We start from the raw sequence: 14,279 nt of genomic DNA on the forward strand, positions 1-14,279 counted from the left end.
TTTGTTTTTCAAACTGGAATGTGAGACAAAGAGTGATACATAAAATAGTTGTGACATGTCTTGTCGCAAATTGGTTTATTTCACAACGTTAGGGGGAGGAGAATGGAGAAGCTGAATCCTTCGATGCGCATAAAAGTGAAGCGGGATACAGTGTATATACCCGATTCAGATGGAAGCGTGTATTTTCGCAATAACATCGGGACTTTCCGCATGAAGGGCGACATGATCGATCGGTGGGTAGATCAGTTATTTCCCATGTTTAATGGTGTGCATACGTTGGAGCAATTGACCGACGATTTGCCGGAAGAATATCAGCAACAAATTTTCCAAGTGGCCGGTACACTTTTAGAAAATGGATTTCTTCAAGATGTGAGCCTGGAGAAACCACATGAATTATCACCAGAGGTCATGTCGAGGTATGCAGCGCAGATTGAATATTTGGATCAGTTAGGCGGATCAGGAGGGTATCGGTTCCAAAAATATCGAACGGAAAAAGTATTGGTGATCGGGGCAGGCTCCTTTCTCCTTTCTGCCATCCATGCATTGCTGGAATCGGGATGCGTTCAATTCCATTACGCGATCACGAATGAGACTGCGACCAATCGTGAGCGGCTAGAGGCGATGATAGAACATTCGCGTAGGAAGGACCCACACGTGAAGCTGGATGAACTCAAGCTGACGTCGTGGGAGGGAGCCGACTGCTCAGCGACCATCGAGCCTTTCACTGGTATTTTGTACACGTCAGCAAACGTAAACAAGGGCGAAGTGAGTATGATCCAGTTCGCGTGCAGAGAGCGGGAGAAGGTGTTTGTTCCGGCGTTATTTGTCCAGCAAAAAGGAATGGTAGGGCCGCTGATTCATCCACAATCAGAGGCTTGCTTTGAATCGGCTTTGCGTCGTTTACATCGGCAGGCTTTGTGTGCGGACCCCGAACAACATTCATATTCAATGACCGCAGCAGCTATGCTGGCGAACATCGCTGTTTTTGAATGGTTCAAATACGTTTCAGGTGTCCATGAAGCAGAGGAACCAAACAAAATTTATTTGTTAAATCTGGAGACGATGGAAGGAAGCTGGCAGTCCTACATGCCTCACCCCATGCAAAAAGAAGAGATGAGCATCGAGGTATTGGATGAGAGAGAGCTTAAATTGCGGATATCGAATGAGGCAGAACAGAAAGAAAGTCTGTTGTCTCTGTTTCCGTCATGGACCTCCCCTGATAACGGGATTTTTCACAGCTGGGATGAGGGAGAGCTTACGCAGCTACCACTGACACAGTGTAGGGTGACAGCAGTCGACCCTGTGGCAGATGGTCCCGCGGAGCTATTGTCAACAGTTATATGCGCAGGATATACCCATGACGAGGCGCGTAGAGAAGCAGGATTGGTTGGGGCCGAGATGTATGTAGGAAGAATGGTGAACCACCTAATCGCTCACAATTCAGCTTATCAAGCTGATCTGGAGAGCAATATCGGAATTGGAGCAGGAGAAACGGCAGCAGAAGGTTTATGTCGGGCGTTACAGCATTGTTTGACACTCACGTATGTATCAGAAATGAAAGGACGACAACCAACGGCTAGACTTGTGCATGTTGACTCGATTGTGGATGAACAGTCCCAGTTTTATGTACGGTCTTTCGCTACATTAGGTGAGAACCTGAGAATTGCAAAAGGTCATGAGGTGTGCGGATTTCCGGTGTATTGGGTGGAAACGCGCACGGGATGGTACGGGAGTATTGGTTTGTTAGAGCGAGAAGCATTGCGAAAAGCACTGATGTATGCCTTGCAACAGATTCAAACGCCAACCAATCAAGTGTCCAAGTATGTACTAACTGCGCAATCTGTCGGCTTGACGGGTGAAGCCATCGAACTTGCACGCAGTAGCGTTCAGGAAGAATCGGAAAAAGAGGTCTGGAAACAAGCTGTCGAGGTACTGGCTCTTCATCATCTTTCTCCTCGAATCATGAATGCCGCGATAGAGCCTTTCCTGGAAGAAGACCTTGGTGGTGTATTTGCCTTGCTGCTCTCGAGGAGGTGCTCAGATGAGTGCTGACATTCTTGTCATTGGAGAAGGAATTCTGGCAGAGCTGGTTTCAGAACATTTGAAGAACCACTATCGCGTCTGGAACAGTGAAAACATGGTGTCTACGACAAGTGGAGCAGATTTGGCTCTCCTGTTGCACGATACGTATCATCCTGCTTTGCATGTACAGGCAGAAAAACATTTTCGCCAAACAAATATCCCATGGCTGCGTGGGTTTGTTTCATTCGGGGAGGCCATCGTAGGTCCGTTGGTTCATCCAGATCAAACAGGATGCTCCCAGTGTGCAGATATGCGGCGATTGATGGCGGGACGCGATCGCAAAGAGATGTGGAAGGTACAAAATATGCTGAGGGAGAAAGGCGGCATACCCCGTGATCCATGGTCATCTCGCTCGGGGTTGTTACAAGTGGCATACCATGTCAGTGCGGAGGTTGAACGTATAGTTGAGGGGAGGCAAGCCCAATTATCTGCGCATATCCAGTTTATTGATTTGCAAACATTGATCAGCACGCGCCACTTCTTCTTGCCCAATCCTGTATGTCCGGTATGCAGTCGGCTGCCTGAGGATTCTGAAGAGCGGGCAAGAATACGCTTAAAGCCTATTGTAAAACAAAGTCCGGACAGCTACCGGACAAAATCTATCGCCTCTTTGAAAAAAGCTCTCTCCACCGAATATTTGGATTCCCGTACTGGGTTTTTGAATGGAAAAGTACGAGATCTTGTCTCGGTGTTCGCAGATGTAAGTGTCAATCTGCCGTTATTTTCACATGACGAGGGCACGGCTGGCAGGTCTGTTTCATACGCGGATAGTGAGATAACGGCGATTTTGGAAGGAATGGAAAGATATTGCGGGCTTATGCCGCGTGGTAAGAGGACGATGGTGCGAGACTGCTATGCAAATCTTGCGCCGTATGCCCTTGATCCGACAACAGCGGGGACCCATTCAGAAGAGCAGTATGCTCTGCCAAATTTTCCGTTTCAGCCATTTGATCCGAAGCGAGAGATGAACTGGGTATGGGGTTATTCCTTTAAAGAAGAGCGACCCATCCTTGTACCTGAGCTCATGGCCTACTACAGTATGGGATTCGGGGAGGGTGTTGTATTTGAGACCTCCAATGGCTGTGCGTTAGGCGGCAGTTTGGAGGAGGCGATCTTCTACGGCATCCTCGAAGTGGTGGAGCGAGATGCTTTCTTGTTGACCTGGTATGCCCAATTGCCATTGACGCGCCTCGATCCCGCTACGGTCAATGATCGGGAATTGCTTCTTCTCATTGATCGGATGCAGACTGTTACCAATTACGATTTGTACTTGTTCGATGCGACTATGGAAAATGGAATTCCCGCTGTATGGACGATTGCGAAAAACCGCGGAGCGGAAGGCCTGCACCTCGTTTGTGCAGCAGGTGCGCATCCAGACCCTATCCGCGCTGTGAAAAGCTCCATTTACGAAACGGCAGCCATGCTCATGACTTTGACAGACAAGTACGAAGCGAATCGAGACAAATACTTACGTATGCTTCAGGATTCGTCCCTCGTGAAAAAGATGGACGATCATGCTATGCTTTACAGCTTGCCAGAAGCAGCGGAGCGCTTATCCTTTCTCATGGATGGTTCACGTCCGATGGTCTCTTTCGCTGAACGCTTTCCTAGAAGAAACCAAAATCATGATCTAACAGACGATTTGCGGGAGTTGCTCAGTGTGTTCCAAAAGTTAGATCTCGATGTCATTGTGGTAGATCAAACGACACCAGAGGTAGGGCGCCACGGCTTATCTTGCGTGCGTGTATTGATTCCTGGCATGCTGCCGATGACTTTTGGCCATCATCTTACGCGAATAACGGGATTGAAACGAGTATTGGAGGTCCCTATGAAGCTGGGGTATGTGAAACAACCGCTGCGTGTAGACGAGTTAAATCCTTTTCCGCATCCGTTTCCATAACATGCATCTGGGAGTGAGCCGGATGAATCTCGAGAATTTCTTGTACCGCCTTCATTTTGATACAGAAAATGCCAGACCAAGTGATCTCGAAGTGGATTGGGGGGATGCGCCATTGCCATACAAGCTATACAGGGGGCAACCTGTCATTTCACTGCCTGAAGACGTGTCTCTATCGCTCATAGATCAAACGGTTTCACAAGAGATGTCTCTTCCCCAATTGGGTGCATGGTTATGGTATAGCTACGGACTGATACAAATCAGCCAATCGTTGTTGGTAACCACGACTTCGGCAGATGCAGAATCTGAGTCGTTTTTGCCGCTTGTAATGAAGCGAAGGCCGGTTCCGTCTGGGGGAGGGCTCTATCCAAGTGAACTGTACGTGTATTTGAAGCTGTCGAGTATTCCTCCAGGTCTATACCACTACGATGTGGCTCATCACAGACTCGTACAATTGCGCGAAGGGAATTTTGATCACGTCCTTAACCGAGCACTTGGTGGCAGTTGTCCAGTACATGCATGCTTTGGAGTTGCGTTCGTCTCCATCTATTTTTGGAAGAACTTTTTTAAGTATGATGAGTTTTCCTATCGATTGCAGGGCCTCGATGCTGGTGTACTGCTTGGACAATTGCAGGAAATGGCAAACCAGCTCGGTGTTACGACTGCGGTACACTACCAGTTCCTGGATAGAGCGATGAATACACTGCTAGGATTGTCTGCCGATCAAGAGAGTGTCTACGCGGTAGTCCCTTTATCACTCCAAACAGAAGAGGGGAGGCATTCGCACTCACCGGCACAATGGATAGAACGAGAAAAAGGGGTGCTGGCAAGCGAGCTAACCAGAGAACTTCCTGAGCAAAAGCATGTGCAAGTGATACGCTCAAAAAGAATGAGACAATACCCTGCACTCCTGCAAATGAATGAAGCTGTCATGCAGGCATCTACCCATGCATTTCGACGATATTCGGATCATGCGGAAAGCAAACGGCCTCGTCGGTCCGAGGAGCGAATCCTTCTCCCGCGTTTGGAGAAACCAAGCTATGATTTGGCGGAATATTGCAGGGAGCGTTTTTCACCAGAAATGGACTTTATCAGGAGGAAAACAGACCAGAATCAGGTAGCGCGTATCATGGAAATGACGATGAGTGCGCTATCGTATGGCAATGATTTGGGGGGGAATCAAGAAACAGCGTGGAGAAGGCTTTCTCTCTTTGTCAGCATTCATCAGGTAGAAGGGATGAAAGATGGGGCATACGCTTACGAACCACTGGAGCACGCTCTTTATCCAATTGTCTATGGAGATTTACGAGCACGTCTACAAGAGGGAATGACCCTGGACAACGTGAATCTGTATCAAGTGCCGCTCTGCTTTCATGTAGTGGGAAAACGTGATCATCTGATCAATCAACTAGGGTTTAGAGGGTATCGCATCCAACAGATGGAGACAGGAATTGTCGTGCATCACTTGCTCTTAGCAGCGTTCACGTGTGGAATGGGCGGACACCCGTTACTCGGATTTGACGTAGAAAATTGCGATGATCTTTACAACCTAGCGTCCGAAGAGAAAACCTGCTTGATTCAAATTCCGGTCGGTCACTATCGCCCCCGCGCCAGATTTCAGACCGGACTTCATGGATAAAAAAGTGGAAGACCCGAGTCGCGACGACCCGGGTCTTGTCCTGGAAGTAAGGAGGGTATCGAGCTCATCTCGTTGTGAGGTAAGTGTCTCTTTATCCACCTTCAACCATCGAACGGTCATTCCACGATCAGCAGCAACAGTCAGCCACAGGCCTACATTGGGAATTGCTCCCGGACTTTTTCGATGGGGAAATGTACAGGTGCGACTTCTAATCGCCAATCATTGGAGCGCATAAAACTTCCTGGAGGGTATTCAAAGACGCATTCTGATTGCAGAGTGAAACCGAGTTTACGGCAAATGGCATTGGAGGCAGGGTTGTCCACAGAAGGATAGGCATGAATAAACTTGTGTCTTCGTTCTTGTTTGATGCGTGTAATCAGTAAAGCTAAAGCCGCAGAGGCGATTCCTTTCCCTTGAAACGGTGGGAGGACGCTCCAGCCTACTTCGTATACGTTTTCTCCTTGCCAAATGCGGTCCCAATAGCCGATGCTTCCGACCGGGGTGTGATCTGCGAGCAGTACGATGCTAAACATCCTGCTCGTTAGCTGTCTACCCTTATTGACGTATCGCTCGTGTCGAGCTACGAGCAGCTCTTCGGTTTCGGGGCCTCCGAGCTGCTCCATCATGACCGGTGCATTCAAAAGGCGCAGCAAAGCAAGATCGTCATCCGCCCAGGGCTGAATGCGGACAAGCTCAGTGTTTAGCGGTGTGGACATTTTCTCACTCCTTATCAACTGGATGGAAAATCATGCTATAATGGTCGTGCCCGAGTGATTCTTATTATCGGAGTATGGAAAGAGTAGCTGAGGTGTAGGAATAGACCCTTTCTAAAAAACATATGGAGTGTAAATCCAACGTAAATATCGCCACGGACAATATAGGAAAGAGAAAGGGGTACTTGTTCCATGAATGAAAAAAGCATTCATACACAACGGCTCAAATTGATTCCATTTACACATAGAATAGCAACGAATATTTTGCAAGAAAATTACGAAGAGTTATTGGATATGGGGCTTACATTAGGCAAAGGCTGGCCAGATGAGGATGCGATGGAAACGATCCCCAAAATCATCCAAGCACTCGAACGCACAGGGGGACCGACAGGATTTGAATCGTGGATGATCCTTACAAAAGATGGCATGAAGATCATCGGGGATGTAGGATTCAAAGGAGTCCCGAATGCGCAGGGAGAAGTGGACATCGGCTATGGAATTATTGAAGCCGAGCGAAAAAAAGGCTACGCCTATGAGGCGGCAGAAGGTTTAGCGAATTGGGCGTTATTGCAGCCAGATGTGAAAAAGATTACGGCGAAATGCCTGCTAGATAACATAGATTCCGCAAAATTATTAGTCAAAATGGGCTTTACAGAAATAAAGAGGGACGACACGATGATTTACTGGTCTAGGCAGAAAGAATAGTACGCTAGAAGAGTTTCACACGAAAAAAGGACGAACACATGGCCGTCCTTTTTTTTCATGGAGAACATCAGTTGCTAGAATTTTCTATGGGAACGTAGTAGATATGTTTCGTACCGTCCTTATACATTACCTCGAGTACACTTGATTGAAGGGACGGGCCCTTTGCTTTTACTTTTTTCTTTGTGGAAAACTCCCCAGACTTCGAGTCGACTCGCAACGTAATAATCGAATTGAACACCTGAAGCGATGCGCGTTTGATTTCTCTATTCGAGACTTTCCCTGTCACACTGAGTTCGTAATACGATTTAGGGAGCACACTTGATTCAGCCTGAAGCTCAATTTCATCTGGATTGAGGGCAAGCCTTGGAAGAAATTTCGTCTGCATCTTTACGATTTCCTCTTTGCGTTCTTTATCTTCAGGTCCAACGAGCATGTGTACGTAAGAGTTTAACTGAAAATAGTCTGGCGTTAGATCGCTCGGCAGTTCGTCTGTTCGGAAATATTCATCTTGCTCAATCGTTCTCTCGGGCTTTACGTTTTTTTCCTTGATGTCCGGGGTACAGGCAGGTTCGTCTTCAGGGTAGGGAAGCTCCCAAGAGTCTCCAGAGGCAAACGCTTCTAGTCGATTTGTTACACCATAGCACTGACCAGTCGTGTATGTGATTGGTTTCCGCGAAGTATTCGTGACAATTGTATTTACGTGGTACATTGGTGAGTCGTATATGTGCATGGAGGTACCTTCTTAATATTCCATGTATTACCTATCCTTGCAATGTTTTTTGTTCCTGAAAATTTTATATGAAAATTTTCAAAGGAAAGGTAACCCCAGACTTCCTTCTTTCGTATTGAAAGGAAGGAAAAGATGATCGCTTTTCATTGAACTATGCAACGCGTGTCTCTATACTGGAGAGATAAGCATTGGTAAATTATTGTGAGGGATAGCATGCAGAACTGGATGACCCAAATTATTGAACAATATAGTTACTTCGGTATCTTACTGATGATGGCACTGGAAAACATCTTTCCACCCATACCTTCAGAGGTGATCTTGACGTTCGGTGGATTTATGACAACGCAATCCTCCTTAACGGTTTTTGGCGTAATCTTGTCAGCTACAATCGGTTCGGTTATTGGGGCAATCATTCTCTATGGAATCGGTTATTATCTGGACGTCAAAAAAATAGAGAAGATCGTAGAGCGATGGGGACATCTTCTGCGCATTAAAACAGCAGATATCCATAAGGCGAATAAATGGTTTGATCGATACGGGTACTGGACGGTCTTTTTTTGCCGCATGGTCCCATTAATCAGAAGCCTGATTTCTATTCCAGCTGGTATGACCAAAATGAATTTCCCGCTGTTTTTGTTGTTTACAACACTTGGTACGTTTATTTGGAACATCATCCTCGTGATGGCTGGTCACTTATTGGGGGAGTCATGGGAAGACATTCTGTACTACTTCGATCTCTATTCCAATGTCGTTTATGTTGTACTCGCCTTTGCGGGGATCGTGTTTCTCATCTTGTTCCTCCGTAAACGAAAAGTGGACGCCTAAAACCGAAAAACCATCTTTCTTTCAAGGGAAGGTGGTTTTTTCATTTGGAACCAAGAGGTAAACATATTATAAAAAGTCGTAATTTTCTTGCAAATACAAAGCGCCGTAATTGCGCTAAGGTGTAGGGAGGGGGAGTAGGTGACATGGGCACCGCCCTCATTCTTGAGGCTGGGAGAGATGCAACTTGATTGATTTGCTACTCGTAAACGGCGTAGTCATTACCATGGACAAAGACCGTCGGGTACTACAGGACGGGGCAATCGCCATTGACAAAGGAAGAATTCTGGAGGTAGGCGACACTCTACTTCTAAAAGACAAGTATCCCGCGCAAAAGGTAGTCGACTGCACACATCATTGCATACTGCCAGGCTTCATTGACGCACATGGTCATGGCGGACATTCTTTGTTCAAAACGATTGCAACGGACAATATCAACGACTGGATGCCAATCATGACCAACACTTACAAGCACTACGTGACGGACGATTTCTGGTACTACGAAGGAAGGCTGTCAGCACTGGAGCGGCTTAAAGCCGGGATTACGACAGGTGTTAGCGTCTTAGGCTCGATGCCTCGCTCTGATGATCCGATCTTTGCCTTGAATCACGCCAAAGCGTACAACGAGGTTGGCGTCCGCGAAATCGTAGCGACAGGTCCATGCAACCCACCGTGGCCACATCCCTTTAGCCGCTGGGTCGATGGACAAAAAGTAACGAAGGAAGTCACCTATGAGCAGGTTCTCGCTGGAGCAGAAGCCGTGATCGAAGCCCTGAATCACGCGAATAACGATAAAACCAGAGCATACATAACGCCATTTGTCATCGTGACCTCTGTCAATCCGTCCTATCCGACACCAGCTGACCAATTGTTTGGCTTAACCGATTTCGACCGGTACCAAGCGCGAAAAATCAGGGAGATTGCAAAAAGGTACGACACGCGCATCCATTCTGATGCTTTTGGAGGCATGATTCACCTCGCGATCCAAGATAAAGAGTACGCGCTGCTCGGTCCAGACGTACACTTGCAGCATTGTCGGGGGATTTCGTTTGATGAGGCAAAAATTTTGGCCGAAACAGGAACGAATGTGAGCGCTTCTCCTGGTTTTGGTCAAATCAACGCACGGACCCCGATTACGGAATTGCTGGAGATGGGAGCGACTGTTGCGATCACGACAGACGGTACTTCACCGATGACTCCTTTTGACATGTTTCAGGCCATGCGCAGAATGCAGCTGCTGCAACAAGCGGCGCTGCGTGATTACTATTATCTCCCGCCGGGCAAGCTGCTGGAAATGGTAACAATTGATGCGGCGCGCTGTGTCGGCTGGGATGACGAGCTGGGGTCTCTTGAGGCTGGTAAAAAAGCGGACGTCATTACCGTAAATATGCATCAGGCCCACTTGAATCCAGAGAACATGCACGTCCATCGTGTCGTCTATCAGGCAGTAGGTGGAGATGTGAACCACGTCATTGTCAACGGTGAGCTGATTATGGACGAGCGCCGTGTTTTGACTGTGGATGAAAAGCAAATCCTCAAGGAAGCGAATGAAGAGGCGAATCGCACAATTGAGCGGGCAGGTCTGAAAGTCTACATGCAGCCGAGCAAGTATTTCTGGGGGCATGCGCGAGCTTATTTGGATGAGAGAAGGTTTGATCCGACGAACTAGGGTAAGTAATTGAATGAGGTCTAATTCTCGTATTCATAGAAGCGATACTGGGTTTACTCTCAGTAACGTTTCTTCCAGTTTTACGCAGGAATAGACCAGGGTTTGTGATGCATCTATTGCTGTTATCACATTTTTATTTTTTCAAACTAGAAACGACAATTATAAGTTTTCGGAAGGCGCCTCTCCCGAACAAATCGAAGCATTCAAGAAAAATAACATTATAAAACCAGACGGTTCCATATGGGTCAACCGATCGGATGAAATGGACGTAGTGCAATGCTGCACCTAAAGTGTCGCCCTTGCATTGAATAGGAGAAGGTGCCCGCCGCCTTCCCTTTTTTTATCGGATTATAGTTGACAAAAACGATAGGATTAATCATTATTTACTAATAATCCCCATCGACTAAGTTGGAATAAAAAGAGGTGCGTTCATGTATCTGTCTATTGATAATGTTACGAAACATTTTGCAAATGAGCAGAAACAAAAAGTAAAGGTGCTGGATGATATCAATCTGGAAGTGGAAAAGGGCAGCTTCGTTTCCATTGTCGGCCCCTCTGGCTGTGGAAAATCGACGCTGCTCTACTTGATAGCGGGATTGGATCAACCGGACAGCGGTAACATCCACGTTGCTGGCAATAAAGTGAATAAGCCCGGACCTGACAGGGTTGTCGTTTTTCAAGAAGCAGGGTTATTTCCATGGCTGACCGTTTTGGAAAATGTTACATACGGGCTCAAGTTGAAGAAAATGTCTACAGCGAAAGCCAACGAAAAGGCGCTGGAAGTGCTCAAGATGGTCCATTTAAGCAAGTATGTTCATTCCTATCCCCATCAGCTCTCAGGCGGGATGAAGCAACGCGTAGCCATCGCTCGGGCACTTGTCATGGAACCCGACATTTTGTTGATGGATGAACCGTTCTCGGCGCTGGATGAACAGACGCGGATGGTTCTTCATAAGGAGTTGCTTGAGATTTGGCGGACGACCAAGGTCACGATTTTTTTCGTTACCCATAATATCCGGGAGGCCGTTTTGCTTGCGGAGAGGATCGTCGTTTTTGCCACACGCCCCGGAAAAATCAAGGAAATCATTGCGGTTCCTGCCATGCGCGATGGGGTCATGCCGGACAGTGTGACAGTAAGCACCGAGCAGAAGGTGCTGTCGATTCTCCAGGAAGAGATAGAAAAGGTGCTGAAGGAGGAAATGGGCAATGACTACAGCTTTAAGACGGGTTATCTTCATCGCTATGATAGCGGCGATATGGGAAGTCACATCTAAATTATCGGGGCTGCCATCGTTCATGTTTCCCAGCCTGACCCAGGTTTTTGAAACACTCGTAAATGGCTTGATAAGCGGACAAATTACCGCCGCGATTGGAAAAAGCATGGGACGAATCCTGTTGGGCTTTCTCATTGCTATTATCATCGGACTGATATTGGGTTACTTCATTTGGAGGTACAAACTCGTAGAAGATACGCTTGGCTTTGTCGTGACTGCGCTTCAATCTATCCCAAGCATTGTCTGGTTCCCGCTTGCGATTATCTGGTTTGGTTTAAATGACTTCTCCATTCTGTTCATCGTGACGATCGGGGCGACCTGGACCATGACGGTAAACGCGACCAGCGGTTTCAAAAATGTCCCACCGCTATATCAACGGGTAGCCAAGACTTACGGTTCGACTGGTTTTCACTTCGTTCGAACAGTCATTCTACCTGCATCCGTACCACAGATCATCTCTGGGCTTCGAATCGCTTGGGCGTTTTCCTGGCGGGCACTCATGGCTGGTGAATTGCTCGGGGGTGGCGGTGGTCTTGGGCAATTACTCGAGATGGGCCGTTCACTTGGACAAATGGATTTGGTGATATCTGTCATGATCATTATTGCGATCATCGGAACCATCGTCGATAATGTTGTCTTTTCACGGATCGAACGCAACGTTCAGATGAAGTGGGGAGTCCATTCATAAAAGAAAAATGGCTAAGGAGTGTGTCGTCACATGCTAAAAAAAGTGTTTAGTACCGTTGTCGCATCCCTATTATTAATGGGGATTGCTAGCGGGTGCTCTACAGGCGGAGCCGAATCCTCAGAGAAGGAAGTCAAGATCGGATATTTCCCAAATCTGACCCATAGCGCAACGATCATTGCATTGGAGAAAGGCTATTTCAAGGAAGCTTTCGGTGCGGATGTAAAGATTCAAACGAAAACAGTCGCCAATGGTGGATTGTTTATGGAAGCAATGGCAACAAAGGCGATTGACGTTGGGACAGTCGGACCTGGACCGTTGTTGAACTTTTATGTCAAGCATCCCGGGTATCGTTTGATTTCAGGTGCGGTCAATGGCGGAGCTGTACTCGTCATGAATGGTTCAACCAATATTACCGAACTAAAGGATTTAAAAGGCAAAAGAATCACGATTCCGGTAATCGGCAGCACACAGGATGTCATGCTTAGAAAAGCACTGAATGAGGTTGGCCTGAAACCAACCACGAATGGTGGAGACGTGGAACTATATGCGGCGGCTCCGGCAGATACGGCAGCCTTATTCGTACAAAAATCTGTTGACGGTGCAGCAACGCAGGAGCCGTGGGGATATGTCCTGGAAAATCAGGCAGGAGGAAAACTGCTTTTGGACTGGGATCAATTCGCTTGGGGGAAAGAATCAACCAATACCGTGGTAGCAGCCAGCGATGAATTTTTGAAACGAGAAGGATTGGCAACTGCCTATCTGCAAGCACATAAAAAGGCAGTTAAATTCATTCAGGAAAATCCCGAAGAAAGCCAAGACTTGATCATCAAGCATTTGAAAAATCTGACTGGTAAAGAGTTGAGCAAAAAAGAAGTGCAGGCAGCCTTTTCCCGTTTGGAAGTGACAACAGCGGTTAATGAAAAAGTCATTCAGGAAATGGCAGATATCAGCAAGGAAGCCGGATATATTTCCAGTAATAAAATCGATGGCTTGATCGATTTGAAATATTTAGAAGCCGCGAAATAAATCGGGTGAGAGGGAGGAATATTCAGCAGGAGGAACGAGGGGTGAAAAGGAATTAGATGGGAAAGGAGGTCATACCACGATGAGACCACATGAACAAGGAAATAATCAACCGAGCGACAGCTCATTGGAGACACAGATTCATACTGATTTCCAAAAAGAGATGACGTACGGCGATTATTTACAGCTCGATCAAATCTTGTCGAGTCAACGTCTTCAATCAACCCATCATGATGAAATGCTGTTTATTATCATTCATCAGGTGAGTGAGCTATGGATGAAACAAATTTTGCACGAACTGTCAGCAGCAAATGAATGCATCTGCAACCACGATCTGGAGCCGGCTTTCAAAATGTTCGCGCGAGTCTCGCGTATCCAGCAGCAATTGATTAAATCGTGGGATGTCCTTTCTACATTGACGCCAGCTGACTACCTCCAGTTCCGTGACAATCTGGGTCATTCGTCCGGATTTCAATCCTATCAAAACCGACTGATCGAGTTTACGCTAGGATATAAGAACCAGCATGTCCTTGCGGTGTATGCGCATCAACCAGAGCTGCACACCCAGATGAGTGTGGCCTTACAGCAACCTAGCATTTATGATGCGGCGATCAGGGAGATGGCTGTTCGGGGCTTGCCGATTGATCCGGAATGCTTGAATCGCGATTGGTCGCAACCATATCAACCCAATCAGAGTGTAGAGCAAGCCTGGCTGACCGTGTATCGAAATGTGAATCAGTATTGGGATTTGTACGAGTTGGCAGAAAAGCTGGTGGATATCGCCAGTCAGCAACAGCAATGGCGCTTTAACCATATGACGACAGTCGAACGTATCATAGGCCAAAAGCCGGGAACAGGTGGGTCATCAGGCGTCATGTACTTACGCAGAGCGCTCGATCATCGTTTTTTCCCGGAGCTTTGGAGCTTGCGGACACAGTTGTAAAAAACTCTTCAAAATACAGCAAGAAAAGCGTCTTGGGGACCCAGGGCGCTTTTTGGCATGTAGTACTCCATTCACATCTTTTCACATATCTTTC

At 47.1% G+C, this 14,279-nt stretch carries 12 protein-coding genes; 10 read left to right on the forward strand and 2 right to left on the reverse strand.

All coding sequences use genetic code 11. The annotated features are described in order from the left end of the window. The first annotated feature begins 102 nt into the window (after window positions 1-102). The 3 genes from ACUUHJ_RS14690 to ACUUHJ_RS14700 are packed head-to-tail and all read left to right on the forward strand — an operon-like array spanning window position 103 to window position 5,618. Window positions 103-2,052, forward strand: a complete 1,950-nt coding sequence (locus tag ACUUHJ_RS14690; RefSeq protein WP_472299184.1) for a putative thiazole-containing bacteriocin maturation protein — start codon at window positions 103-105, stop codon at window positions 2,050-2,052. Further along, entirely contained in the window at window positions 2,042-3,982 is a 1,941-nt protein-coding gene (locus ACUUHJ_RS14695; RefSeq protein ID WP_472299185.1) for a TOMM precursor leader peptide-binding protein, read from the forward strand. The genes ACUUHJ_RS14690 and ACUUHJ_RS14695 overlap by 11 nt, the downstream gene beginning before the upstream one ends. Before the next feature lie 22 nt (window positions 3,983-4,004). Next, window positions 4,005-5,618, forward strand: coding sequence for a SagB family peptide dehydrogenase (locus tag ACUUHJ_RS14700; protein ID WP_472299186.1), 1,614 nt, complete (start codon window positions 4,005-4,007; stop codon window positions 5,616-5,618). 152 nt (window positions 5,619-5,770) lie between these two features. Here the strand turns inward: ACUUHJ_RS14700 and ACUUHJ_RS14705 are convergent, their stop codons facing one another. Continuing rightward, on the reverse strand, window positions 5,771-6,334 hold the full coding sequence (locus ACUUHJ_RS14705) for a GNAT family N-acetyltransferase (RefSeq protein WP_472299187.1): 564 nt from the start codon (window positions 6,332-6,334) through the stop codon (window positions 5,771-5,773). A 189-nt stretch (window positions 6,335-6,523) separates the two neighbouring features. On the opposite strand from ACUUHJ_RS14705, the gene ACUUHJ_RS14710 reads away from it, so the two are divergent. Continuing rightward, window positions 6,524-7,036 carry a GNAT family N-acetyltransferase gene (locus ACUUHJ_RS14710; protein WP_289677859.1) on the forward strand — a complete coding sequence of 171 codons (513 nt, stop codon included), beginning with the start codon at window positions 6,524-6,526 and terminating at the stop codon, window positions 7,034-7,036. Between the two features lie 67 nt (window positions 7,037-7,103). Here ACUUHJ_RS14710 and ACUUHJ_RS14715 read toward each other — a convergent pair whose 3' ends face one another. Further along, entirely contained in the window at window positions 7,104-7,766 is a 663-nt protein-coding gene (locus ACUUHJ_RS14715) for a DUF1308 domain-containing protein (RefSeq protein WP_472299188.1), read from the reverse strand. A 213-nt stretch (window positions 7,767-7,979) separates the two neighbouring features. Here ACUUHJ_RS14715 and ACUUHJ_RS14720 point away from each other — a divergent pair, with 213 nt between their 5' ends. The 6 genes from ACUUHJ_RS14720 (at window position 7,980) to kynA (ending at window position 14,185) form a co-directional block, all read left to right on the forward strand. Then, window positions 7,980-8,591, forward strand: coding sequence for a DedA family protein (locus ACUUHJ_RS14720; RefSeq protein WP_087347449.1), 612 nt, complete (start codon window positions 7,980-7,982; stop codon window positions 8,589-8,591). Between the two features lie 184 nt (window positions 8,592-8,775). Then, entirely contained in the window at window positions 8,776-10,257 is a 1,482-nt protein-coding gene (locus ACUUHJ_RS14725; protein WP_472299189.1) for an amidohydrolase family protein, read from the forward strand. A 431-nt stretch (window positions 10,258-10,688) separates the two neighbouring features. Further along, window positions 10,689-11,531 carry an ABC transporter ATP-binding protein gene (locus ACUUHJ_RS14730; protein ID WP_289677862.1) on the forward strand — a complete coding sequence of 281 codons (843 nt, stop codon included), beginning with the start codon at window positions 10,689-10,691 and terminating at the stop codon, window positions 11,529-11,531. Further along, window positions 11,464-12,219, forward strand: coding sequence for an ABC transporter permease (locus ACUUHJ_RS14735; RefSeq protein WP_020372021.1), 756 nt, complete (start codon window positions 11,464-11,466; stop codon window positions 12,217-12,219). The genes ACUUHJ_RS14730 and ACUUHJ_RS14735 overlap by 68 nt, the downstream gene beginning before the upstream one ends. A gap of 30 nt (window positions 12,220-12,249) precedes the next feature. Then, complete coding sequence (locus ACUUHJ_RS14740) at window positions 12,250-13,245, forward strand: aliphatic sulfonate ABC transporter substrate-binding protein (RefSeq protein ID WP_289677864.1); 996 nt, start codon at window positions 12,250-12,252, stop codon at window positions 13,243-13,245. Between the two features lie 79 nt (window positions 13,246-13,324). Further along, window positions 13,325-14,185, forward strand: a complete 861-nt coding sequence (kynA, locus tag ACUUHJ_RS14745) for a tryptophan 2,3-dioxygenase (RefSeq protein ID WP_472299190.1) — start codon at window positions 13,325-13,327, stop codon at window positions 14,183-14,185. Window positions 14,186-14,279 lie beyond the last annotated feature (94 nt).

The sequence above is a fragment of the Brevibacillus schisleri genome, from assembly GCF_055685845.1.